General features: G+C 72.5%; 14 protein-coding genes. 12 read left to right on the top strand and 2 right to left on the bottom strand.

Annotated elements, in window-relative coordinates:
* Positions 1-57 precede the first annotated feature (57 nt).
* From ACH4DX_RS16005 to ACH4DX_RS15990, 4 genes are all read left to right on the top strand, one after another.
* Positions 58-408: a hypothetical protein gene (locus tag ACH4DX_RS16005; RefSeq protein WP_398155511.1), complete on the top strand. Its 351-nt coding sequence runs from the start codon at positions 58-60 to the stop codon at positions 406-408.
* 126 nt (positions 409-534) lie between these two features.
* Positions 535-1854, top strand: a complete 1320-nt coding sequence (locus ACH4DX_RS16000; protein ID WP_398155510.1) for a cytochrome P450 — start codon at positions 535-537, stop codon at positions 1852-1854.
* A gap of 102 nt (positions 1855-1956) precedes the next feature.
* Positions 1957-2811, top strand: a complete 855-nt coding sequence (locus ACH4DX_RS15995) for a helix-turn-helix domain-containing protein (RefSeq protein ID WP_398155509.1) — start codon at positions 1957-1959, stop codon at positions 2809-2811.
* Positions 2812-2915: 104 nt separating this feature from the next.
* Entirely contained in the window at positions 2916-3983 is a 1068-nt protein-coding gene (locus tag ACH4DX_RS15990) for a methyltransferase (RefSeq protein WP_398155508.1), read from the top strand.
* Positions 3984-4052: 69 nt separating this feature from the next.
* On the opposite strand, the gene ACH4DX_RS15985 is transcribed toward ACH4DX_RS15990, so the two are convergent.
* Positions 4053-4511 carry a nuclear transport factor 2 family protein gene (locus tag ACH4DX_RS15985; RefSeq protein WP_398118855.1) on the bottom strand — a complete coding sequence of 153 codons (459 nt, stop codon included), beginning with the start codon at positions 4509-4511 and terminating at the stop codon, positions 4053-4055.
* Between the two features lie 270 nt (positions 4512-4781).
* Between ACH4DX_RS15985 and ACH4DX_RS15980 the strand changes: the two genes are divergently transcribed.
* Positions 4782-5339, top strand: coding sequence for a TetR/AcrR family transcriptional regulator (locus ACH4DX_RS15980; RefSeq protein ID WP_398155507.1), 558 nt, complete (start codon positions 4782-4784; stop codon positions 5337-5339).
* Between the two features lie 105 nt (positions 5340-5444).
* Here the strand turns inward: ACH4DX_RS15980 and ACH4DX_RS15975 are convergent, their stop codons facing one another.
* A complete protein-coding gene (locus ACH4DX_RS15975; RefSeq protein WP_398118859.1) occupies positions 5445-6392 on the bottom strand; it encodes a methionyl-tRNA formyltransferase in 948 nt (315 codons plus the stop codon).
* 211 nt (positions 6393-6603) lie between these two features.
* On the opposite strand from ACH4DX_RS15975, the gene ACH4DX_RS15970 reads away from it, so the two are divergent.
* The 7 genes from ACH4DX_RS15970 to ACH4DX_RS15940 all read left to right on the top strand — a co-directional run bounded on the left by ACH4DX_RS15970 (position 6604) and on the right by ACH4DX_RS15940 (position 25588).
* Positions 6604-7659: a FecCD family ABC transporter permease gene (locus ACH4DX_RS15970; RefSeq protein ID WP_398155506.1), complete on the top strand. Its 1056-nt coding sequence runs from the start codon at positions 6604-6606 to the stop codon at positions 7657-7659.
* A 170-nt stretch (positions 7660-7829) separates the two neighbouring features.
* Complete coding sequence (locus tag ACH4DX_RS15965) at positions 7830-8924, top strand: FecCD family ABC transporter permease (protein WP_398155505.1); 1095 nt, start codon at positions 7830-7832, stop codon at positions 8922-8924.
* A gap of 43 nt (positions 8925-8967) precedes the next feature.
* The gene (locus ACH4DX_RS15960; protein WP_398118863.1) at positions 8968-9828 is read left to right on the top strand and encodes an ABC transporter ATP-binding protein; all 861 of its coding nucleotides are present in this window, start codon (positions 8968-8970) and stop codon (positions 9826-9828) included.
* Between the two features lie 122 nt (positions 9829-9950).
* Positions 9951-11006: an iron-siderophore ABC transporter substrate-binding protein gene (locus ACH4DX_RS15955; protein WP_398155504.1), complete on the top strand. Its 1056-nt coding sequence runs from the start codon at positions 9951-9953 to the stop codon at positions 11004-11006.
* Positions 11007-11008: 2 nt separating this feature from the next.
* Positions 11009-12796, top strand: coding sequence for an ABC transporter ATP-binding protein (locus ACH4DX_RS15950; protein WP_398155503.1), 1788 nt, complete (start codon positions 11009-11011; stop codon positions 12794-12796).
* A 71-nt stretch (positions 12797-12867) separates the two neighbouring features.
* Positions 12868-23898: an amino acid adenylation domain-containing protein gene (locus tag ACH4DX_RS15945; RefSeq protein WP_398155502.1), complete on the top strand. Its 11031-nt coding sequence runs from the start codon at positions 12868-12870 to the stop codon at positions 23896-23898.
* On the top strand, positions 23885-25588 hold the full coding sequence (locus ACH4DX_RS15940; protein WP_398155501.1) for an ABC transporter ATP-binding protein: 1704 nt from the start codon (positions 23885-23887) through the stop codon (positions 25586-25588). The genes ACH4DX_RS15945 and ACH4DX_RS15940 overlap by 14 nt, the downstream gene beginning before the upstream one ends.
* Positions 25589-25621 lie beyond the last annotated feature (33 nt).

The raw sequence follows: 25621 nt of genomic DNA, 5'->3' as shown, positions 1-25621 counted from the left end.
GGCGAATCACCGCCCCGGCGCCGGGCCGATGTCAGTGCCCCCTGCGACGGTGGAGACATGACCACCGCCTCGCACACCGCACCCGGCGACCTGGTCGCAGCCTTGCGCCTGCCGGTGTGGAACACCCTGTCCGCCCGCGCCGAGAGCCTGCGCCGGGCGCTGCCGCCCCGCCCCGACGCCCCGGCCGCGCGCTATGCGTGGCTGTGCTCCCTCACCCCGGAGCAGGCCCGTGACGCGGCCCTCCTCGACCATCTGGACGCCCTGTGCGGCCACGTCGCCGGACACCCGGCCCTCGGGTACGACGCGGACGACCCACTGCCGGACGCCGCCCTCGAAGCCGCCGAAGGGTTCAACCCGCAGCTCACGGCGCTCATCGTCCGCTATCGAAAGGCGCGCGCCACGGACTGACGGGGACGTGGCCGGAATTCCCCCTACCGCCGGTGCTACGGGGATCGTCATCGTTGTCGAGATCGTCGTCATCGGTCCGGTACGTGACCGCCGGTGCGCGGCGGCCGTCCGTCAGGAGGTGTGGTCATGCGGATCCCCGGGCCCGAGCCGCGTGCGGACGGCGGGGTGGGCGCCGTCGCGGAAGCGGGCGGCCTGCACACCTACCAGCTGCGCCTGCACGCCGAGTACGGCCCGGTCGTACGGTTCCAACTCCCCGGCGCCGAGACGGCCGTGTCGATCGCCGACCCCGTGCTCCTTGAGGCCACGGCCCACATCGACAAGCGGCCGACGCGGCTCTTCGAGTTCCTCGCCCCGCTGTGCGAGGCGGAGAACCTCCAGGTGCTCGACGCCGACGAGCACACGCCGTGGCGCCGGGTGCTGTTGTCGGTCTTCGCCGGACGCCCCTCGCACGAACGGCACTTCGCACGGTTCGCCGCGCTCACCTCCGCACTCGCGGACCGCTGGGCCGCGCAGGCGGCGGCAGGACCCGTGGCGCTCCAGAAGGACCTCACCGCGCTGACGCTGCGGATGATCTGCGAGTACGCCCTGGACGGCGAGGCCGCCGATCCCGACCGCGTGACGGCCGCGTTCGAGGAGGTCCTCACCGAGTACCTGGGGCGGCTGTACGAGGTGCCGGTCCCCGGCACGCAGGAGGAGCGCGCCCGGCGCGCGGAGGCCGCCCTGGACTACTTGCGGAAGACGGTCGACGGGGTCGTCGAAACGCACCGCGCCGGTGGCCGCACGGACCGGAGCGATCTGATCGGCGCCCTCGTGGAGGCCGGTGAACGGCCCGCACGCATCCGGGACACCGTCATGGTGACCCTCCTCGCCGCCCACCACACCACCGGTGTGGCCGTCTCCTGGGCCCTGCATCTGCTGGCGTCGCACCCCGGAGCGGCGGCGCGAGTCGTCGAGGAACTCGACGAGGTGCTCGGCGACCGCGCGACACCCGACCACGCCGACCTCAAACGGCTGACCCGGCTCGAGAGGGCGCTCAAGGAGTCGATGCGGCTGTACCCGCCGGGCCCCTACGGCGCCCGTGAGACGACCGAGGCGCTCACCGTCGGCGACTACGAGATCCCGGCGGGCGCGACGGTCTTCTATCCGTTCTGGGCCGTCCACATGAACCCCGCGTACTGGCCGGAGCCGGAGCGGTTCGACCCCGACAGGTTCACCCCGGAGAAGAGCGCCGGGCGGCCGCGGCTCGCCCACATCCCCTTCGGTCTCGGCCCGCGCAGCTGCGAGGGCGCGGCCCTGGCGATGGTCGAGGCCGAGCTGATGCTGGCCGTGCTCCTCAAGCGCTTCCGGTTCCGGCACGCTCCCGGACACGAGGTGACACCGATCGAACGCTTCGTGCTCTGGGCCGCCGACGACATCCACATGATCGTCACGCCGCGTGCCGGGTGAGCCGTGCCGTGTGCGCCGTGACGCGCACCGCGTACGGAACCACGGCTCCGTGGAGAACATTCTTCCAAGACGGGTGCCGCCGGGTCGGGGCACGGTGGGGGCATGCACAGCGACGGAGCGGGAGAAGGCTGGTCCATCGTGCGACCCGCGCGGCACACGGGCGCACCGGCGGTGGCCGGCGTCCGCATGGCCGGGTACCGCTGTCCGGAGTCCGGGGGCCTGGACATGCAGGTGTTCCCGCAGCCCTTCCTGACGGTCGTACTCGGCATCGAGGGGCCGCCGTTGAGCGTGGAGCGGGACCGGGGGCGTGCGTGGGGCGTGGACCGGCGTGCCGTGAGCAGTCTGGCGGCCGGTCCCGTCCCCGGTCCGACGCGCGTGAGGGGGGCGTCGTTCGCCTGCGTCGAGCTGCGCCTGTCACCCGTGGCCGCCTACTCGGTCCTGGACGCCGCGCCGGTGGACCTGCACTCCGCGGTGGCCGGTCTCGAGGACCTGTGGGGCGGGCACGGGCGGCGGCTCAGCGAGCAACTGGCCGGGGCGGGGACGTGGCAGGAGCGGTTCGCACTGATCGAGACGTTTCTGGCGGGGCGGAGCGTGCGGGGCCCCGCGGCGGACGCGGAGGTGGTGGCGTGCTGGTCGCACATCGTGGCGCGGCGGGGCCGGGTGCGCATCGGTGAACTGGCGGCTGCGACCGGCTGGAGCCGCAAACGGCTCTGGTCCCGGTTCACCGCGCAACTCGGCCTCACCCCCAAGCGCGCGGCCATGCTGGTCCGCTTCCACTGCGCGGCCCGCCGCATCGCCGCGGGCGCGGACGCCGCGCAGACCGCGCTGGCCTGCGGCTACGTCGACCAGTCCCATCTGCACCGCGACGTGCGCGCCTTCACCGGCGGCACGCCGAGTGCCCTGGCACGGACGGTGAGTTCCCTCGACCCGGACACCGACGGCGGACGAACCGAGTGAACCGAGTGAACCGAACGATCCGAACGACCCGGACGCCGACACCGGACGAACCAAGTGAACCGAACGAAGACAGCGCAAACGAAGACAGCGAAGGGGAAAGCACCGTGACGCACAATGAGGATCGGGTCGCGGCCGCGGCCGCACCGGCGGACGCGGCCGACATCGGCCGGATCGTCCAGCTCGCCTTCGGCAGCCTGGCGGCGCAGACGCTGCGCGCGGCAGTGCGCCTGCGCGTGGTCGAACTCATCGGTGACCAGGAGAAGGACGCCGCCGACGTGGCCGCCCTCGCCGCCGCGGCGCCGCAGCCCATGACCAGACTGCTGCGCGCGATGACCAGTCTCGGCCTCCTCGAGGAACGCGCCAGGGGCACCTTCGCCGTCACGTCCGCGGGGGCCCTCCTGGACCCCGGCCGGCCGGGGTCGCTCGTGTCCTTCGCGCGGATGTTCACCGAGCCCATGATGCTGCGGCCCTGGGAGCAGCTCGACGACAGCGTCCGCAGCGGCGATGTCGCGTTCGACAAGGTCCACGGCACGGACTTCTTCGGCCATCTGAAGGAGAACCCCGAACTCTCGGCCGCGTTCAACGGCGCGATGAGCGAGGCCGTCCGCCAGACGGCGTCGGTCCTGCCGCGCGCGGTCGACTTCAGCCGGTTCCGCACCGTCATGGACGTCGGCGGCGGCAACGCGACCCTGCTCAGCGGGGTGCTCGCGGCGTACCCCGCCCTCACCGGCGTCGTCTACGACACCGAGGAGGGCCTGGCCCAGGCCCCGGACACACTGCGCGCAGGCGGGCTGGAGGACCGCTGCTCCCTGGTCGCGGGGGACTTCTTCCGCTCGGTGCCCGAAGGCGCCGACCTGCACCTCATGAAGAGCATCGTGCACGACTGGCCGGACGAGCGTGTCGTCACGATCCTGCGCAACTGCCGGGCCGCGCTGCCGCCCGGCGGCCGGGTCCTGATAATCGAACCCGTGCTGCCCGAGGTCGTCGACCCCGAGACCGCGGGAAATACCTATCTCAGCGACCTCAACATGCTGGTGAACGTGGGCGGCAGGGAACGCACCCGGTCGGAGTTCGAGGACCTGTGCGGCCGCGCGGAGCTGACGGTCACGTCGGTGACCCCCCTGGCCGGGGCCAGGCCCTTCCACGCCGTCGAGGCCGCCGTGGACGGCTAGCGAGCGGCTTGCGGGCGGTCTGCCACCGGCTGCGGACGGCAGCGCGCGGTTGCCGAACGGTCAAAACGGTCAGCGGACGGGGAGCGGCTGCCCACGCTCACCGTCCGGCCGCGGGCCGAAGACGCGCCGCTCCGCCTCCGTGATCGGCACGTCGTTGATGCTGGCCTCGCGCCGCGCCATGAGCCCCTCCTCGGTGAACTCCCACAGCTCGTTGCCGTAGCTGCGCCACCACTGGCCGTCCGCGGTCCGGCACTCGTACTGGAACCGCACGGCGATCCGGGAGCCGTGGAAGTCCCACAGCTCCTTGCGCAACGCGTAGTCCTGCTCCCGGGACCACTTCTCGCGCAGGAACTCCACGATCTCGGCGCGGCCGGTGACGAACCGGTCGCGGTTCCGCCAGACCGAGTCGGCTGTGTACGCCGTCGCGACGCGCTCGGGGTCGCGGGTGTTCCACGCGTCCTCGGCGGCCTGCACCTTGCGCAGGGCGCTCTCCTGGTCGAACGGCGGGAACGGGGGGCGTGCTGCCATGACGGTTCCTTCCCAGGGGGACTCAAGGGACTCAGGGGCCTCAGGGGTCTCAGGGGCCTCAGAGGACCCGGCGGAGAACGAGCGTTCTCCGTCGCGGCCTCCACCTTAGAGAACGCTGGTTCCCCGCGGTAGTGCGTTTGCCCGCGCGGCAAATTCTGCGCCCGCCCAGGCGCGTCCGCGTCGCGCGTACCCGCCCCGTGAACACCCGTGCGGGCCGTCCGCGGCGGAGGGGTACGGTGGCCCTGCGGGCAGTGAGGAGGACTTCGGCCGATGGACAGCACAGTCGCCGGCGGGCGGGCGTTGGACGCGGCCGAGGAGCTCTTCTACCGGCGGGGCGTCCAGGCCGTCGGCATGGACGACATCCGGGCGGTGTCGGGGGTGTCCCTCAAGCGCCTCTACCAGCTCTTCCCCGCGAAGGAACGGCTCGTCGAGGCCTACTTGGAGCGGCGCGACGTGCGCTGGCGCGAGCGCCTCGCCGAGCACGTCGAACAGCACGAGGACCCCGAGCGGCGCATCGTCGCCGTCTTCGACCGGCTGGGCGAGTGGTTCGGGGAACCCGGCTTCCACGGCTGCGCCTGGATCAACTCGTACGGAGAGCTCGGCGCCACCTCGGAGCCGGTCGCCCGCCAAGTGCGGCTGCACAAGGCGGCGTTCAAGGAGTACGTGGCACAGCTGGTGGCGCGGGCCGGTCTGCCCGCGGGCCTCGGCGAGCAGGTGTTCCTGCTGGCCGAGGGCGCGATGGTGAGCGCCGCGATCACCAGGAGCACGGCCCCGGCGGCACACGCGGCGGAGGCGACCCGCCTGCTGATCGCCGCGCACCGACGCTGACGTGCCGTACGTCGGCGCTGACGGCGGTGGATCCGGGCCGCTCGCCGCCCCCCGCGGCCGGGCACGGGTGCGTGCCGGTGCGCGGGGCGGCGGGCGGCCGTCGGGTCAGGGGCGGCTGGTCAGATAGCCGCCCATGGCGGTGAAGTACTCGCTCGCGGCCAGCTCGCGGCCGTCCTCGGTGCGGACGCGCGTGAGGGCGAGGCCGTGGTTGCGGCCCGTGCGGGCGTCGGCGCCGGCGACGATCACCACGCCCTCCCCCTCGCGGTAGAAGATACGGCCGGGAGTGCCGCCGTACTTCCCTTCCGACACGACCGCGGCAAGGACTTCGAGACGCTTGCCCCGGTGGAAGGCGTAGGCGCTGGGGTACGGCTCGGACTGGGCGCGCACCAGGCGCTCGAGGTCCGCCGCGGGCCACGTCCAGTCGATGCGGCTGTCCTCCAGGGAGCGCTTGTGGAAGAAGCTCGCCTGCGTCCGGTCCTGCGGGGTGAAGTCCTTGTCCCCGGCGGCGATCCGGCCGAGCGCGCCGATGGTGACGGGGGCGATGAGGTCGACGGTCTTGTGGAAGAGGTCGGTCGCGGTGTCCCCCGGGCCGACCGGCACGGACTCCTGGCGCACGATGTCACCGGCGTCGAGCTCGTCGTTCATCATGTGCGCGGTGACGCCCACTTCGGGCTCGCCGTTGATCAGGGCCCAGATCAACGGGGAGAAGCCCGCGTACTTCGGCAGCAGCGAGTCGTGGACGTTCAGCGTGCCGTGGCGGGGGAGGTCGAAGAGGCGCGGCGGGATCCACGTACGCCAGTTGTTGGCGACGATGATGTCGGGGTCGGCGTTCTTGAGCCGCTCGAACAGTTCCTCGTCGTCGGGGCGGTTGCGTATGAGGACGGGGATGCCGTTCGCCTCGGCGAGATCGGCGACCGAGTCGCTCCAGATCTTCTCGTAGGCGTGCTCGCTCTTGGGGTGTGTCACCACCAGCACCACGTCGTGCTCGGAATCGATGAGGGCCTGAAGGGTGCGGTGCCCCCAGGTCTGATAACCGAACATGACGACCCGCATGGGGTTCCTCCTCAGAGCAGGGATTGACGGGCGCCAGTAAAGCAAGGCTTACCTTAGTTTTCAACGTGTGCGTACGATGCCCCAGTTGATGGGGGTGATCATCCCTTTTGCCCTGTCGACACTGTCGTCATTTTAGCTTAGGCTCACCTAAACTCCATGACGCTCAGGACTTATACGTCCCCGGTGGATCAAAGGGATAACGTACTTCGACATGAGCACGACTGCATGGGAGCGCCCCGCACCCACCGTCATGGGGGCCCGTCGGCGCCGGATGGCGGGTTTGAGCGCGCTTGCAGCGATCCTCGTGGTCGCCGCAGCCGTGTCCCTGGCCGTCGGCGCGCGGGCGTTGAGTCCCGCCGAGGTGTGGCACGGGTTGTTCGCGGAGCCGGAGTCCGATCAGCGGCTCACCGAGATCCGGCTCATCGTGGAGACCGTGCGCGTGCCCCGGACGGTGCTCGCGATCGTGGCGGGAATCGCCCTGGGGGTCGGCGGAGCGCTGATCCAGGGGTACACGCGCAACCCGATCGCGGACACGGGCCTGTTGGGCGTGAACGCCGGTGCCTCGTTCGCCGTCGTGACGGCCATCGCCGTGTTCGGCCTCAGTGATCCGTTCCAGTACGTGTGGTTCGCCTTCCTGGGGGCGGCCGTCGCCGGTGTCGTCGTGTTCGGCGTCGCGAGCATCGGCCGGGGGACCGGCAATCCGCTGACGCTCGCCCTGGCCGGACAGGGCATCACGGTGTTCCTCGCGGCGATGACCACGGCGGTCGCGCTCTCGGACCAGGCGTCGCTGAACGCGCTGCGGTTCTGGAACTCCGGCTCGGTGGCCGGTGCCGGCTTCGACGTCATCTGGCCGGTGACCGGGTTCGTCGCGCTCGGCCTGGTCCTCGCCGCCGTCACGCTGCCCGCCGTCAACCTGCTCAACCTGGGTGACGACGTGGCCCGCGGGCTCGGCGTGAACATCGCGCGGAGCCGGATCATCGGCATCGTCGCCATCACCCTGCTCGCGGGCGCGGCCACGGCGGCGTGCGGCCCCATCGCGTTCCTCGGGCTCATGGTCGCCCACGTCGCCCGCCATCTGACGGGACCCGACTACCGCTGGCTCGTGCCGTACGCGGGCCTGCTCGGCGCCGTCGTCCTGCTGGTCTGCGACATCGTGGGCCGCCTGGTGGTGCGCCCCGGCGAGTTGGACGCGGGCGTCGTCGTCGCCCTCCTCGGCGCACCGTTCTTCGCGGCCCTGGTGTGGCGCGGAAAGTTCAAGAAGGCGTGAGGGTGACAGACGTGAAGTCCGTGCAGGCGGGGGAGCCCGGGGAGCCGGGGAGGTCCGGACACCCTGGGAAGGCCGGGGTTGCTGGGAGTGCCGGGGCGGCTGGGACGACCGGGGTGGCGGCCGGGAGTGCCGGGACGTCCGGGAAGGTCCGGGTGGCCGGAAGTGCCGCGGTGCGTGACAAGCCCGGCGCCCCCGCAGGCGCCGGGAAGCCGGCGGTGGCGCCGGGGGTGCGGCTCGGCGGCCTCTCGTTCGTGTGGCGGCCCTACGTCCTCGGCGTCACGCTGCTCCTGACGGGCGCCACCTTCCTGCTGTTCTGTCTGTCCATCGCCGTGGGGGACTTCCAGATCGGCCTGGGCCGGGTGATCGCCACGATCTTCGGCCGGGGCGAGCAGGTCGACGAGTTCATCATCATGGATCTGCGGCTGCCGCGTGCCCTCGCCGGGCTCGTCGTGGGCGTCGCACTCGGTGTCTCCGGGGCCATCACCCAGTCCATCGCCCGCAATCCACTGGCCAGCCCGGACGTTCTCGGCATCACGGGCGGCGCGAGCGCGGTCGCGGTGTTCCTGGTGAGCGTGTCGGGCGGGGCCGCGACGGCGGTCGTCAACACCGTGGGCCTGTCCGCCGCGGCACTCGCCGGCGGCCTGTGCACCGGTCTGCTGGTGTACTTCCTGGCGTGGCGGCGCGGCGTCGACGGCTTCCGGCTCATCCTCATCGGCATCTCGGTGAGCGCCGTCATGGAGGCCATCACGACCTGGCTGCTCGTCTCGGCGGACATCAGGGACGTGGCGCGGGCCCAGGCCTGGCTGGTGGGATCGCTGGACAACCGGGCCTGGGAGGACGTCGAGGTCGCGCTCTGGGGCACGCTCGCCCTGCTGGTCGTCGTGTCGTGCGCCGCGTTCCAGTTCAAACCGATGCACTTCGGCGACGAGGTCGCAGCGGGCCTCGGCGTCCGCTACCAGATGGTGCGGGCCGTGCTGCTGCTGTGCGCGGTCCTGCTGGCCGGGATGGCGGTGAGCGCGGCGGGCCCGGTGCCGTTCGTGGCCCTGGTGGCGCCGCAGGTGGCCATGCGCCTCGCGCGCTGCCCCACGCCCCCGATGGTGGCCTCGGGCATGGTGGGGGCGCTGCTGCTGATCGGCGCGGATCTCACCGTGCGCACGGTGCTGCCGAACAGCCTCCCGGTGGGCGTGGTCACCGCCGCGATCGGCGGTCCCTTCCTCGTCTATCTGCTGGTACGGGCGAACCTCGGACGAGGGAACGTCAGGTAACTGGTACAAAGGTGAGGCAAACCTTAACAAGCGAGGGGGGCTTGTGGCCGCGCAGTACACCACCGAGATCGAGTCCGGGGTCGTCGGCGACGCACGTCTGGCAGCCAACGGCGTCACCGTCGGGTACGGCAGCCGGACCGTCATCGACGACCTCGACGTGGCGATACCGCCCGGGGTGATCACCACCATCATCGGCCCCAACGGCTGTGGCAAGTCGACCCTGTTGCGCACCCTGACACGGCTGCTCAGGCCCACCAAGGGCACGGTCGTCCTGGACGGCGAGGACATCGTCAAGCTCAGGACCAAGGACGTGGCGAAGAAGCTCGGCCTGCTGCCGCAGGCGCCGGTCGCGCCCGAGGGGCTCACGGTGTCCGACCTGGTCGCCAGGGGCCGCCACCCGCACCAGAGCTGGCTGCGGCAGTGGTCCGCGGACGACGCCGACGTCGTGGAGCGCGCCCTCGCCATGACCGGGGTCGCCGATCTGGCCGACCGCCCCGTCGACTCGCTGTCCGGCGGCCAGCGTCAGCGCGTCTGGATCTCCATGACCCTGGCGCAGGGCACCGACCTGCTGCTCCTCGACGAGCCGACCACCTATCTGGACCTGGCGCACGCGGTCGACGTGCTCGACCTCGTGGACGATCTGCACGAGTCCGGGTGCACGGTGGTGATGGTCCTGCACGACCTCAATCTGGCCACGCGCTACAGCGACAACCTCGTCGTGATGACGGAGGGTTCGGTCCTGGCGCAGGGGCACCCGCGCGATGTGATCACCGCCGAACTCCTGTACGAGGCGTTCGGCCTGCGGGCCAGGGTGATCGACGATCCGGTGGGCGACCGGCCGCTGATCGTCCCGATCGGTCGAACGCACGTACAGCTCGACTCGATCCAGCCACAGGCGAATTGAGAGTTAGGCTAGGCTCACCTCACTTTTGCACGGTAAAGTTTGCCTGCCCCGACAGGGGCGCACCGGGACCTCCAAGGGGCGTTCCGGCCGGTGTGAGAGCACGTGAGAGCAAGGGATCTCGAATGCACCTCCAACGAACGACGCGTACGACGCCGTGGCGGCGGCTTGCGGCCGTGGTCTCCGCCGCCGCCCTCGGCGTCGGCCTCCTCGCGGGATGCGGTTCGGACGACTCCGACGACGGCGACAAGGACAGCGGCAACGCCGCGGCGGCGTCCGGCACGTTCCCCGTCTCGGTGGAGCACGCCTTCGGGTCCACGAAGATAACCAAGGCCCCCAAGCGGGTCGTCTCCGTCGGCTACACCGACGACCAGGCGATCCTCGCGTTCGGCGTCAAGCCGGTCGGCATGGTCGACCAGTACCCGAACCCGAAGGGCAAGTCCCCCGACATCAACACCCAGTGGCCCTGGGTGAAGGACAAGTGGGGCGACACCGAGCCCGAGGTCGTCATGGAGAACGGCGACACGGGCCCGAACTACGAGAAGATCGCCTCGCTGCGCCCCGACCTGATCATCGCGGTGTACTCCGAGATCGACAAGGCGGCCTACGGCAAGCTCACCAAGATCGCCCCGACGGTGGCCCGCACCAAGGCCGAGAAGGAGCCGTTCAGCGCTCCGTGGCAGGACAACGCGGTGCACATCGGCAAGGCGCTCGGCCAGGAGGACAAGGCCAAGAAGCTGGTGGACGGCATCCAGACCAAGCTGGACACGGCGAAGAAGAACCACCCCGAGTTCGCCAAGCAGACGGCCGTGCCGCTGTCCTGGTACAAGGACTCGGTCGCGCCGTTCACCACCACCGACGTACGCGGACGCCTGGTGACGGGCATCGGGTTCAAGGGCCAGAAGAAGATCGACGAGGTCGCGGACGGCAAGTTCTTCACCGTCCTCTCCCCGGAGCGCATCGACCTCGTCGACGTCGACCACCTCTTCGTCATCAATGACACGGCCGACCAGAAGGCCCTGAAGAAGTTCAAGCTCTTCACCAACCTGAAGGCCGTCAAGAAGGGCAACGTCTCCTACCTGCTCGACAGCGAGGGCCCGGCCGTCGGCGCGGCCATGTCGCAGGGCACGCTGCTCTCCCTGCCGTACGCCATCGACGAACTCGTCAAGTCGGTCGACTAGGTGTGAGCATCACTGAGACGAGGGCCGTCCCGGCGGCCCTGCGCACGGCGACCGGGCGCGAGGCCACCCGGTGGGTCGCGGCGCACTGCCGGCAAGTGCCCTGGCTGACGGCCGCCACCGTGCTCAGCACGGTGGCGGGCGCGGCGCTCCAAGTCCTGCCGGTGCTCCTGCTCGGCCGGGTCGTCGACGGGGTGGTCGACGGCGAGTCCCGCTCGGTCCTGATGACCGTCGGCGTCCTGATGGCGGCCGCCGCGCTGCTCGGCGCGGTGGCCACGGGAGTGTCGACCTATCTGATCGGACGCCTCGGCGCCGACCTGCTCGCCCAACTGCGCGAAGGCGCCGTCCGATCGGTGCTCGGCATGCCGAGCACACGGATCGAGCAGGTCGGCCGCGGGGACGTGCTCTCCCGGGTCGGTGACGACGTGGCGGTGCTCTCCAAGGGCATCCGCATGGCCATCCCCACCGTCTTCTCGGCGGGCGTGCTCGTCTTCATCGCCACGGTCGGCATGTTCGGCCTCGACTGGCGGCTCGGCCTCGCCGGCGCCGCCGCGCTGCCCGCCTACGCCCTGGCGCTGCGCTGGTACCTGCCGCGCTCCGCCCCGCTCTACCGCAAGCAGCGCGTCGCCCAGGCCGACCGCGCCCAGGCGCTGATCAGCGGCCTGAACGGGATCGACACCGTCCGCGCGTACCGCCTAGAGGACTCCTTCCGCGAGAAGGTCACCAGCGAGTCGTGGCGGGTGCGCGAGTACGGCATCGAGGTGTTCCGGTTCTTCGGCCGGTTCGTCGGCAGGGAGAACCGCGCCGAGTTCATCGGCCTCGTCCTGATCCTCGTGGTGGGGTACGCCCTCCTGGAGGCCGACGCCGCCAGCCTGGGCGAGGTCTCGGCGGCCCCGCTGATGTTCCACCGGCTCTTCACCCCCCTCGGCGCCATCATGTTCACCTTCGACGAGGCACAGAAGTCGGGCGCGAGCCTGACCCGCCTCGTCGGGGTGCTCAGCGAGGACTCCGAGGACCGGCTCGTCGGCGACGCGACGGTCGCGCCCGCCGACGCCGTGCCGTACGCGGTGACGGTGACGGGCCTGACCTACCGCTATCCCGACACCGAGCACCCCGTGCTCGAGGACGTCGACCTGACCATCCCGGCGGGCGGTTCGCTCGCCCTGGTGGGGGCGACGGGGGCGGGCAAGTCGACCCTGGCCGCGCTGATCGCCGGCATCGGCACGCCCGAGGCCGGGTCCGTGCGCATCGGTGACATCGACCTCGCCGGACTCGACGAGGCCGGGGCCCGGGCGCTGGTGAGCATCCTGACGCAGGAGACCCATGTGTTCTCCGGCTCGCTCAAGGACGACCTGCGCCTCGCCGCGCCGTCGGCCACCGACGCGGAGCTGCGGCGGGCGCTGCGCACGGTCGGCGCCGACACCTGGGTCGACGCGCTGCCCGAGGGGCTCGACACCAAGGTCGGCGAGGGCGGTGAGCGCCTGGACGTGACCAAGGTGGCCCATGTCGCCCTGGCCCGGCTCGTGCTCGCGCGGGCGCCCGTGGTGGTGCTCGACGAGTCGACCGCGGAGGCGGGCAGCGAGGGCGCCGCCGAGCTGGAGCGGGCCGTGCTCGCCGCGTGCGCGGGCCGGACCACGCTGTTCGTGGCCCACCGGCTCACCCAGGCGATGGCGGCCGACCGCATCGCCGTCCTCGACGCGGGCCGCGTCGTGGAGCAGGGCACGCACGACGAACTGGTGGCCCTGGGCGGCAGGTACGCGCGACTGTGGCAGGCGTGGCGAGAAGGTAGTTAGGTAGGCCTTAGTCAGTTGCGGTCGAGTTCGGTTCCCGAGTCCGGCCTGTGGAAGGAAAAGCTGAGTCTCCGATGACGCAATCGAGCGCTGGTCTCGTACTGCTCACCCCCGAACGCCTGGCCGACGTGCGCCGGCGTACGGGCGACTACTCCGACAGGACCCTCGTCGAAGCCTGCGCCATCGGCCTCGCGTACTGGGCGGCGGGCGAGGGCCCGAGCGGCATCGACCTCACCGCGGGCACCCTGTTCGCCGACGTCCTCGGCTGGGTCGACAACGGCGGGACCGCGCCCGGCGCCTGGCGGCCCGCCGCGGACGGCCTGAGCATCACCGTGCCGGAGGGCGTCGACCCCGCCGAGGCGCAGCGCGCCCTGGACGACCTGGCCGACTTCCCCGACCGGCCGCTCGGCACCATCGGCCCCTGTGACGCGGCGGCACGCCTCGAAGCCCTGGCGCGGTGGAACGACACCGCGGCGGACCGGGTCCGCCCGACCGTCGTGGAGATGTTCCTCGAACAGGCGCGGACCCGCCCGGACGCGGTGGCCGTCGTCGACGAGCGCCGGACACTGACCTACCGCCAGGCCGCCGAACTCTCCAGCCAGCTGGCGCACCACCTGCTCGAACGCGGCCTCGCCGCCGAAGAGGTGGTCGGCATATCCCTCGGCCGCTCCGCCGAGATGGTGATCGGCCTGCTCGGCGTGCTCCGGGCGGGCTGCGCCTTCGTGCCGCTCGACCCGCAGTGGCCCGCCGCCCGCCGCGCCCTCGTCGTCGAGGACGCCCGCATCGTGGCGCAGCTCAACGACACCGGCGCCCACGAACCGGGCGAACCGGAAGCCTTCGCCGTCGACCTCGACGCCTGGCCGTACGCCTCTCGCCCCACCGAGGGGACCGGGGTCGGCATCCCCGGCGACTCCCTGGCCTACGTGATCTTCACCTCCGGCTCGACCGGGCGGCCCAAGGGCGCGATGATCCGCCACGAGGCCATCAGCGAACGCCTGCTGTGGCAGGTGGACGAGATCCTGGGCTTCGGCCACGACGACGCGTCGCTCTTCAAGGCGCCGCTGTCCTTCGACATCTCCCTCAACGAGATCTTCCTGCCGCTGGTCTGCGGCGGCCGGCTGGTGGTCCTGCGGCCCGGCGGCGAACGCGACCCGCACCACCTCATCGGCGTGATCGCCGAACAGCGCGTCACCTTCACCTACCTGGTGTCGTCCATGCTGGACGTCCTCCTGGAGATCGCCGGCGACTCCGGCCGCCTGGACAGCCTGCGGCACGTGTGGTGCGGCGGCGAGGTCCTCACCCCGGAGCTGTACGAGAGGTTCCGCACCCGCCTCGACATCCCCATGTACCACGGCTACGGCCCGGCCGAGACGACCATCGGCGTCTCCCACGTCGTCTACCGGGGCGCCGCCGAACGCCTGTCGACATCGATCGGCAGGGCCAACCCCAACACCCAGCTGTACGTCCTCGACGACGAACTGCGCCCGGTCCCCGTCGGAGTCGGCGGCGAGCTGTACGTGGGCGGGTTCCTGCTGGGCCGCGGCTACGTCAACGCGCCGGGCCTGACGGCGTCGCGGTTCGTGGCGAACCCCTTCGCCGCCGACGGGTCCCGCCTCTACCGGACCGGTGACCTCGCCCGGTTCGCCCCCGACGGGTCCCTGGACTTCCTCGGCCGCGCCGACAACCAGATCAAGATCCGCGGCATGCGCCTGGAGATCGAGGACGTCGAAGCCGGTCTCGCCGAGCACCCCCGAGTACGCCACACCTGCGTCGTCGCGAAGAAGAACGCGGCGGGCGGCACCTACCTCGTCGGATACGTGATCCCGGCCGCGGGGAGCGAGGACCTGACGGCGGACGACGTGAAGACGTGGGCCGCCGCGCACATGGTCGAGTACATGGTGCCCGCCCACGTCGTCGTGATGACGGAGTTCCCGCTCACCGCGAACGGCAAGCTCGACCGCAACGCCCTGCCGGAGCCCGTCGTCGGCACCGGCGCGCTCGTCGCGCCCGCCACCGAGAACGAACGCGTGGTGTGCGCTACGGTCGCCGCGCTCCTCCAACTGGACGAAGTCGGCGCCGACCAGGACTTCTTCCAGCTCGGCGGCGACAGCATCCTGGCCATCTCGCTCCTGAGCGCGCTGCGCGACGCGGGACTCTTCGTCACCGCACGGCAGATCTTCAGCAACAGCGTCCTGGGCGCCCTGGCCGCCGTGGCGAGCCGGGAGGACGTCGCCACCGTGGACCACGGCGACACCGCGACCGGCGCGGTCGTGGGCTCGCCCATCGTGCAGTGGCTCGGCGAGACCACCGACGCCGTGGACGGCTTCGTGCAGTCGGTGGTCCTCAACACCCCGGCGGACCTGAGCGCCGACGCCCTCGACGCGCTCCTGACCGCCCTGGCGACCCGGCACGACATGCTGCGCGCCAAGCTGGTGCGCGGCACCCGCTGGAGCTTCGACATCCCCGGCGCGGACGGGGCAGCCGTGGCGTGGCAGGAGAGCGACAGGGCGCTCGACGAGTGCGTCGCGCTCGCCACCGAGGGCCTGGACCCGGCGGGCGGCGTGATGCTGCGCGCCGTCTGGCGCCGCGCGGCGCGCCAACTCGTGCTCGTCGCCCACCACGTGGTGATCGACGGCGTGTCCTGGCGGGTCCTGATGGAGGACCTGGCCACCGCGTGGCGGCAGCACGCGCAGGGCGCACCCATCGAACTGCCCCCGGTGGGCACCTCCTTCCGGCGCTGGACACAACTGCTCGGCCGGGCCGGGTGCGACGCCGACCGCGCCTACTTCCAGCGGCCGCTGCCAGGGGCGGACCAGCCGATCGGCAGGCGCGCCCTCGGCGAGAGGGACACCGTCGCGCGCGAGCGGACCCGCACCGTGACGGTCGGCGCCGACGTCACGTCGGCCCTCCTCGGCGAGATACCCGCGAAGTTCCACGCGGGCGTCAACGACGTCCTCCTCACCGCGCTCGCCGTCTCCCTCGCCCGGTGGCGCCGCGACCTCGGGCAGGACCAGACGTTCGCCCACATCGAGCTGGAGGGCCACGGCCGCGAGGGCCAGTTCGTGGCGGACGCCGCTGGCTTCGAGCCGGACCTGTCGCGCACCGTGGGCTGGTTCACCACCCTGTTCCCGGTGACCGTGGACCCCGGCACCCCCGCGCGGGGCGCGGGCCCGACCGCGCCCGCCTTCCTCGCCGCCGCGCTCAAGGCGGTCAAGGAAGACCTCGCCCGGGTCCCGAGCAACGGCGTCTCCTACGGCGCCCTGCGCTATCTGGCCGACACCGCGTTCGACGCCCCCGCACCGCAGGTCCTCTTCAACTACCTGGGCCGCTTCGACGCGGGCGCCCCCGGCGACTGGCAACTGGCGCACACCACCGGGCAACTGGGCGAGAAGCGCGACCCCGCCATGCGCCTGCCGCGCGTCCTGGAGTTCAACGCGATCGCCGAACCCGCCGCGAGCGGTGTGCCCGCCGCGGGCGGTGCGCCCTCCGCGAGCGGCGAGTACGAGCTGGTCACCACCATCTCCTGGCCCGAGGGGATGTTCAGCGACGAGGACATCACCACCATCGGCGCGTACTTCCGTGAGGCCCTGACCGGCCTCGCCGCGCTCGACCGGGGCGGCCACTCGCCCAGCGACTTCGCCCTCGTGCCCCTCACCCAGGCCGACGTCGACGCCCTGGAAGGACCGGCGCTGCGGGACGTCCTGCCGCTGACCCCGCTCCAGGAAGGCCTGTACTTCCACTCCGTCTTCGACGACGAGTCCGCAGGCGCCTATGTCGAGCAGCAGCTCCTCACGCTGGACGGCGAGGTGGACGCCGACCGCCTCGCGGCGGCGGCCACCCGGCTGCTCACGCTGTACCCGAACCTCGCCGCGCGCTTCGTCGCCCTCGCCGACGGCCGGGTCGTCTCCGTCCTCGACGGCGGCGTGGCGGCGCCCTTCACCACCCTCGACCGCCCCGGCATCACCGACGCGGAGATCCGCGCGTACGCCGAGGAGGACCGCAGGGCGGGCTTCGACCTGGCCACCGGGCCGCTGATGCGCTACACCCTCGTCCGCGCGGGCTCCGGCAGGAACGTCCTGGTGCAGACCGTGCACCACATCGTCGCCGACGGCTGGTCGGTGCCGCCGATGCTGCGCGCGCTCCTCGCCGAGTACCACGCGCCGGGCACCGTGTACCCGCTCGGCGGCTTCGCCGACTACGTACGCTGGCTCGGCGCACGCGACGACGACGAGAGCGACCGGGTCTGGCGCGAGGAACTGGCCGAACTGCCCGCCGCCTCCCTGGTCGCCGAGGGACACACGCCCTCCGAGCGGTTCGCCGACACCGCGGTGGAAGCCGACGGCGTCGACATCGACGCGGCCGCCCGCGCGGCCGGAGTGCCGCTGAGCGTGGCCGTGCACAGCGCCTGGGCGGTCACGCTCGGCGGCATCCTGCACGCCAGGGACGTGGTGTTCGGCTCCACGGTGTCCGGGCGTGACGCGGACGTGCCCGGTATCGCGGACATGGTGGGCCTGTTCATCAACACCGTTCCCGTACGCGCCCGCTGGGCCGACGGCGACACCTCCGGTGACCTGCTGGCCTCGGTGCGCGCCCACCAGAGCGCGGTCCTCGCCCACCAGCACGTCTCCCTGGCCAGGATCGGCCGCCAGGCCGGCGCGGGCCCGCTGTTCGACACCCTGGTCGTCTTCGACGTCGCGACCGACGTCCGGGCCCTGCGGCGGCCCGACGACACGCTCGTCATCACCGACATCGTGAACGAGGGCGCCCCGCACTACCCGTTGACGCTGGTGGTGGAGCGCACCCTGGAAGGCCGTCCGCGCTTCAACCTCATCCACGACGGCGCACTCCTCGGCGAGACGACCGCGCAAACGATCCTGCACACCTTCGCCCGCATCCTCACCGGCCTGCTCACCCGGCCCGACGCCCGGATCGACGAACTGGCGGCCGCGAGCGACCCGCGGCAGGACCAGGTCGCCCCGACGACCCTGGGTGCCCTCTTCGACGCCGCCGCCCTGCGCGACCCCGCCGCCACCGCCGTCACCCAGTGCGGACTCGACGGCGACACCAGGTCGCTCACCTACGGGGAACTGGCCGCCGCGAAGAACGACCTGGCCGGTGCCCTGCGCGCGGCCGGGGTCGGCCCCGGCAGGCGCGTCGCCGTCGCCGTGCCGCGCTCCGTCGAGCAGGTCACCGCCCTGGTCGCGATCGTCGGCGCGGGCGGCGCGTACGTCCCCCTCGACCTCGCCCACCCCGACGAACGCCTGGAGTACATACTCGCCGACGCCGCCCCGCAGGTCGTCCTCGTGGACGGCGAACAGCGGGACCGGTTCACGCGACTCCTCGACCGGGCCGGCGTTCGGGCCCGTGTGCTCGTCCAGGGGGACGCCCTGCCGCAGGCCACGGCCGCACCCGCGCCCGAGCCCGGCTGGCACGACCCCGCGTACGTGATCTACACCTCCGGCTCCACCGGCAGGCCCAAGGGCGTCGTCGTCCCGCACTCCAGCGTGGTCACGCTGCTCGCCCGCACCCGGCCCGCCATGGAGTTCGGCCCCGACGACGTGTGGGTCCAGTTCCACTCGTACGCCTTCGACTTCGCGGTCTGGGAGCTGTGGGGCGCGCTGGCGCACGGCGGCGAGCTGCTGGTTCCGGAGTACGCGCTGACCCGCTCCCCGGTCGACTTCCACCGCCTGGTCCGCGAGCGCGGGGTGACCGTACTCAACCAGACGCCGTCGGCGTTCTACCAGTTCATCGAGGCCGACCGGCACGCGGGCGCGCCCGCCACCGCGCTGCGCAGGATCATCTTCGGCGGCGAGGCCCTCGACCTCGGACGGCTGCGCGGCTGGGTGCGGGAGCACGGCACCGCCGCGCCCGAGCTCGTCAACATGTACGGCATCACCGAGACCACCGTGCACGTCACCCACCGGGTCCTGACGGACGCCGACTTCGACGACGCCGACGACGTCAGCCCCATCGGCGGCCCGATCCCCGGCCTGGTCACGCATCTGCTCGACGACCGGCTCCGGCCGGTGCCGCCGGGCCGCGTCGGTGCCATCTACGTCGCCGGCGACCAGGTCGCGCTCGGCTACCTGGGCCGGGCAGGACTCACCGCGGGCCGGTTCGTCGCGGACCCGTTCGCGGCCGACGGCTCCCGCATGTACCACACGGGCGACCTCGCCCGCCGTACGCTCGACGGCGAGTTGCAGTTCACCGGCCGCGCCGACGACCAGGTGCAGCTCAAGGGCTTCCGCATCGAACTCGGCGAGGTGGAGTCCGCGGTGCGCGACCTCGACGGCGTGGTCGACGCGGCCGTCACCGTCGCCGACAGCGCTGACCACCTCGTGGCCCACGTCGTGGGCCGGGCGCCCGCCGACTTCGCCGCACTGCTCTCCGCGCGGCTGCCCGTGCACATGGTGCCGAGCCGTGTCCTGACGGCCGCCGCGCTGCCGCTGACCGTCAACGGCAAGCTGGACCGCAAGGCCCTGGCCGAGCGGGCCCAGCAGGCCGAGCGGGCCGAGCAGGCCGCGGTCGGCGCCGGTGTGTCCGCCGGTGCGGGCGCGTCGGGGCCGGACGCGCAGCTTCCCGCGCCCCGCACGGGGCCCGTACTGGACTCGCTGGTCGAGATCTTCGCCGCGACGCTGCCCGGCGCCGACATCGACGGCGACACCGACTTCTTCAGGGCCGGGGGCGACAGCATCGTCGCCATCACCGTGATCAATCGCGCCCGCGCGCTCGGACTAGCGATCGCGCCCCGGGACATGTTCCTGTTCAGGACCCCGCGAGGGCTCGCCGAGCACCTGGCCACACGGGCCCCGCAGGCCCCGGCGGCACCCGCGGCCACCCGGTACGAGGACGGCCCGCTCCCGCCCACACCGATCATCCTGCGCCAGCGCGAACTGGGCGGCACCCTCCACCGGTTCGCCCAGGCACGAACCCTCCTGGCCCCCGACGGCACCGGGTTCGCCGACGCCCGGCGCGCCGCGAACGCCGTCGTGGCCGCCCACCCCGCGCTGCGCCTGCGGCTGCGTACCGAGCACGGTGTCTGGGCCCTGCGCACCGAACCCGCCCGCGAGGTCACCGTCGCCCGTACGGACGCGACCGACGCCACCGCGGTGGCCGACGAAGCCGCGGGACGCCTCGACCCCGAGTCCGGGGACGTCATCGCGTTCACCTGGCTGGAGCCGCACCGCACCCTGGTCGTCACCGCGCACCACATCGCCGTCGACGCCGTCTCCTGGCTCATCCTGCTCGACGACCTGGCCACCGCCATGAGCGGGAAGAGCCTGGCCCCGCCCACGACGTCGTACACCGAGTACGCCGAAGCCCTCACGCTCCAGGCGGCCCGGGCGGCCGACGACATCGGGCACTGGGCGAGCACACTCCGGGCCCCCGCACTGCTGCCGGACACCGCCGTGGGCGCGCTGCGCGAGACCACGGTCGTCCTCGCGCCCGACGTGAGCGACCTCGTGACCCGCACCGCCCCCGCCGCGCTCGGCGTCGGACTCACCGAGCTGCTGTGCGGCGCGCTGCGCACCGCGCTGACCCGCGTACAGGGCACACCCACCGACCTCGCGGTCGAGCTGGAGCGGCACGGCCGGGTCCCGGCCCTCGCCCACCACGACTACACGCGCACCGTCGGCTGGTTCACCGCCATCGCGCCCGTGCGCCTGACCGCGCACACCGACCCCGTCGCGGCGGCGCGCGAGGTCGCCGAACGCCAGCCGGACGAGCGCGCGCACCTCGCCTACGGGCTGCTCAAGTACCTCAACCCGCAGACGGCACCGCTGCTCTCCGCCCGCCCGCAGGTCCTGTTCAACTACCTCGGCCGCGGCGAGGAGTCCCAGGCCCCGCACCTCACCGGCGGCGACCGGGGCAGCCCGTACGCCGTCGAGGTCAACGCCTGGACCGACGCGGACAGCGGCAGCCTGCACGCGGCGTTCACCCTCGCCGACGGCGTCCCGGACGAGATCACCGAGCACTGGCGAGCCGCCGTCGAGCACCTCGCGGCCGCCACCGCGACGGCCGAGCGCACGGCCCCGGTCACCCCGCTCCAGCGCGGCCTGTACTTCCAGGCGCAGCTGGCGGGCCGGGCCGGGCACTACGTCGCGCAGAGCTGGTTCACCTTCGACCGGCGCCTCGACCCCGACGCCATGGCCGCGGCGATGGCGCACGTCATCGCGCGGCACCCGGTGGTCGGGGCCGGCTTCGGCACCGACGACGACGGGAACCCGGTCCAGGTCCTCAAGGCAGGACGGCGCGTCGACGTGCGCACCGTCGAGCTGACGGACGAGGCGGACGTGGCCGCCCTGCGGATCCGGGACCGGGACACGGGCTTCGACACCGGTCAACCGCCGCTGATCCGCCTCACCGTGGTGCGGCTGCCCGACGGCCACGACGGTCTGCTCCTGAGCTATCACCTCCTCCTGTGGGACGGCTGGTCCCGCGAGATCGTGCTGCGGGACCTGTTCGACGCCTACCGGGCGGTCGTCGCGGGCGAGCCGGTGGACACGGCCCCGGCCACGCCGGGCTTCGAGGACCACGCCCGGGCGCTCGCCGCCAAGGACCCCGCCGTCTCGGAGCGCTTCTGGGCCGCGCACCTGGCGGGCCTGCCCGGCCCGACGCTCCTCGCGGGCCCGGCCCCCGCGCTGTCGGACGGACTGCCCGGCACCCTGGTGCGGGCGCTCACCGTCGAACAGTCCGACCTGCTGCGGGCGGCCGCCAAGGCGCACGGCGTCACCCTGAACTCGGTCCTCACCGGCGCGTTCGGGCTGCTGCTCGGCGCCCACACGGGCCGCAGCGACGCCGTGTTCGGCGTGACCGTCTCCGGTCGCGACGGCGAGGGCCTCGCCGACATCGTCGGCGTGCTCCTCAACACCGTGCCCCAGTGGACGCGGCCACGGCCCGCCGACACCGTCCAGGAGTACCTGACGGCCGTGCAGACGGCCAGGGTCGAGGCGATGGACCACGAGCACCTGGGGCTCGGCGAGATCCAGCGGGCCAGCGGCCACGACACGCTGTTCGACAACCTGTTCGTGCTCCAGAACTTCCTGGACATGGACGCGTTCGCCGAGATGAACGCCCGGCACGGCATCACGTCGGTACGGGCCGACGACTCCACCCACTACCCGTTCACCTGGGTCGTCACCCCCGGCGAGCGGCTCACCGTCAAGCTGGAGCACCGCGACGGCGACACCGCGAACGCCCACCGCCTCCTCGACGACTACGTACGCGTCCTGGAGGACCTGGCCGGGTCGACGGGACCCCTCGGCGCGCTGCCCGGCCTCGGGCAGCCGCCCGAGGCGGCCGGGCGCACCGACGTCGGCACGGACACCGTCGTCGACCGCTTCGACCGGGCCGCGGACCGCGCCCCGGAGCGCGTCGCGCTCGTCGCCCACGGCGCGACCCTGACGTTCGCCGAGCTGCGGGACCGCAGCCGCGCGGTGGCGGGAGTGCTCGCCGGGCGGGGCCTCGGGCCCGAGACGACCGTGGGGCTCGCGCTCCCGCGCTCCCTCGACTCGATCGTCGCGCTGTTCGCCGTGCTGCGCGTCGGCGCCGCGTACGTACCCCTGGAACTCGACCACCCCGACGAGCGGATAGCGGCGATCGTCGCCGACGCACGGCCGGACGCGATCCTCACCGTGAGCGCCGTCTCACCCCGCCTGACCGGGGACCTCGTCGGACCCGGCGACCTCGTCGAGCTCGACCGGCCCCTGCCGGCGGCCGAACCGTTCGTCACGTTCGCACCGGACGACCCGGACCGTCTGCGGCACCCCGCGTACACCATCTACACCTCGGGGTCGACAGGGAAGCCCAAGGGTGTGGTGACCGAGTACGCCGGGCTCACCAACATGCTGATCAACCACCAGCGCCGCATCTTCGAACCGGTCCTCGCCGAGCACGGCCACCGGACCTTCCGCATCGCGCACACCGTGTCGTTCGCCTTCGACATGTCGTGGGAGGAACTCCTCTGGCTCGCCGACGGCCACGAGGTGCACATCTGCGACGAGGAACTGCGCCGTGACGCACCCGGCCTCGTCGCGTACTGCGCCGAGCACGGCATCGACGTCGTCAACGTCACCCCGACCTACGCGCAGCAGCTCGCCGCCGAGGGCCTGCTCGACGACCCGCGGCGGCGCCCGGCACTCGTGCTGCTCGGCGGTGAGGCCGTCACGCCGACGCTGTGGCAGCGGCTCGCCGCGACCGAGGGCACGGTCGGCTACAACCTGTACGGGCCCACCGAATACACCATCAACACCCTCGGCGTCGGCACCTTCGAGTGCCAGGACCCCGTGGTGGGCGTGCCCATCGACAACACCGAGGTGTACGTACTCGACCCGTGGCTGCGGCCCCTGCCCGACGGCGTGCCCGGGGAGCTGTACGTGGCGGGCATCGGCATCGCGCGCGGCTACCTCGGCCGGCCCGCGCAGAGCGCCCACCGGTTCGTGGCGTGCCCCTTCGGCACGCCCGGCGAGCGCATGTACCGTACCGGGGACCTCGTGATCCGGCGGCCCGACGGCAACCTGATGTACCTCGGCCGCACCGACCAGCAGGTCAAGATCCGCGGGCACCGCGTCGAACTCGGCGAGGTCGAGGCCGCGTTCGCCGCGCACCGAGCCGTGCGGTTCGCCGCCGCCGTCGCACAGCCGGACCCGCAGGTCGACGGCTCCTACCGGCTGGCCGCCTACCTCGTCATCGACGGCGCCGACCTGGCGGCGGTCGCCGCCGAGGTGGGCGCGGGCCTGCCCGACTTCCTGCGCCCGACGCACTACGCGCAGGTCGAGAGCATCCCGCTGACGGTCAACGGGAAGGCTGACACCAAGGCGCTGCCGGAGGCCAAGCCGCTCGGCGCGCTGACCACCGCGGGGGAGCGCGGTCCCGAGACCGGGACCGAGACCGTGGTGTGCGAGTACTTCGCCGAGGCACTGGACCTGGATGATGACGAGGTGAGCGCGGTGAGCGACTTCGTGTCCCTCGGGGGGCACTCCATGCTGGCGGTGCGCCTCGTCGGGCTGCTCCGCCGGGAGTTCGGTCCTGTCCTCACGATCCGAGACCTGTTCACCCTGCGAACCCCGGAAGCGATTGCCCGCCATCTCGATGACAACTCCTGACACGCAGCGGCCCCGCCCGGGGTCCGACATCCTCCGCACCGCACTGCGCCGCAACGTCGGCGCCATGGTCTGGGGCACGCTCCTCATGGGCCTGTACCAGGCGGGTGAGACGGCGTTCCCCATCGCACTCGGACTGATCGTCGAACACACCATGCGCGACGACCGGAACCTCGGCTCGCTCGCCCTGTCCATCGGCGCGCTCGCCGTGATCATCACGACGGTGTCGCTGTCGTGGCGGTTCGGGATGCGCATCCTCCAGAAGGCCAACACGACCGAGGCGCACCGCTGGCGGGTACGGGTCGCGGGCTGCGGCCTGCAACCGGTCGCCAGGGACGTCGACCTCAAGTCCGGCGAGGTCCTGACCATCGCCACCGAGGACGCCGACCAGACCGCCGACATCGTCGAGGTCGTGCCGCTCCTGGTCAGTTCGCTGGTCGCCGTCCTCGTCGCGGCGGTCGCACTCGGCCTCGCCGACCTCCGCCTCGGCCTCCTGGTGATCGTGGGAACCGTCGCGATCCTGTCGGTCCTCAGCGTGATGTCCAAGCGGATCGGCGCCAGCACCCAGGAACAGCAGGCGCGGGTGGCGCGGGCGGGCGCGAAGGTCGCCGACCTGATCAACGGTCTGCGCCCGCTGCACGGCTTCGGCGGCAACCACGCGGCGTTCCGGTCCTACCGCGAGGTCAGCACGGAGGCGAAGCACCAGGCGATCACCGTCGCCAAGGTGAACGGGGCGTACGCCGGCACCGCCCTCGCCCTCAACGCGGTCCTCGCCGCCGCCGTGACCCTCACGGCCGGCTGGCTGGCGTTCACCGGCCAGATCAGCATCGGCGACCTCGTCATGGCCGTGGGGCTCGCGCAGTTCATCATGGAACCCCTGAAGATGTTCTCGGAGATGCCCAAGTACGTGATGATCGCGCGGGCGTCCGCCGAGCGGATGGCTCTGGTCCTCGGTGCCCCGCCGGTCATGACCCCGGGTCCCGAGCGCCCGGCGGCGGGCGGCGACCTGGAGGTCGACTGCGTCCGCCACGGCGGCCTGCGCAAGCTGAAGTTCAAGGTGCCCGCCGGTGAGTTCGTGGCGATCGCCGCCTACCAGCCGCACGCTGCGGCCGACCTCGCGGCGATCCTCGCCGCCAAGGTGCCCCCGCACGCCTACGAGGGGACGGTGCGGGTCAGCGGGCAGGAACTCGCGGACCTCTCGGTGACGGCGGTCCGCGAGCACATGCTGGTGAACCCCTACGACGGGGAGATCTTCGCGGGCACGCTCCGTACGAACATCGACCCTTCCGGCACCAGCGGCTCCGTCGCCGAGGCCGTCGAGGCGTCCATGCTGACCGATGTCGTCGCCCTCCACAGGGAAGGACTCGACTACGCCGTCCGCGACCGGGGCGCGAACCTCTCCGGCGGGCAGCGCCAACGCCTCTCGCTGGCCCGCGCCCTCGCCGCCGACACCGAGGTCCTGGTCCTGCACGACCCGACGACGGCCGTCGACGCGGTCACCGAACAGCTCATCGCACGCAAGGTCGCGCAGCTGCGCCGTGGCCGCACCACCATCGTCCTCACCAGCAGCCCGGCCCTCCTGGACGTCGCCGACCGGGTCCTGGTCCTGGACGAGGGGGCCATCACGGCTGAGGACACCCACCGGCATCTGCTCGCCACGGACGAGGGCTACTGCCGGGCGGTCGCCCGCTGAGCGGAACCGGCGGTGCGGCCACGCCGTGACGGG

It is taken from the genome of Streptomyces sp. NPDC017940, from assembly GCF_044328435.1.
In the GTDB taxonomy this organism is placed as follows: domain Bacteria; phylum Actinomycetota; class Actinomycetes; order Streptomycetales; family Streptomycetaceae; genus Streptomyces.
Note: the sequence above shows the minus strand (reverse complement) of the source record. Positions and strands in the feature narration are given on the sequence as shown.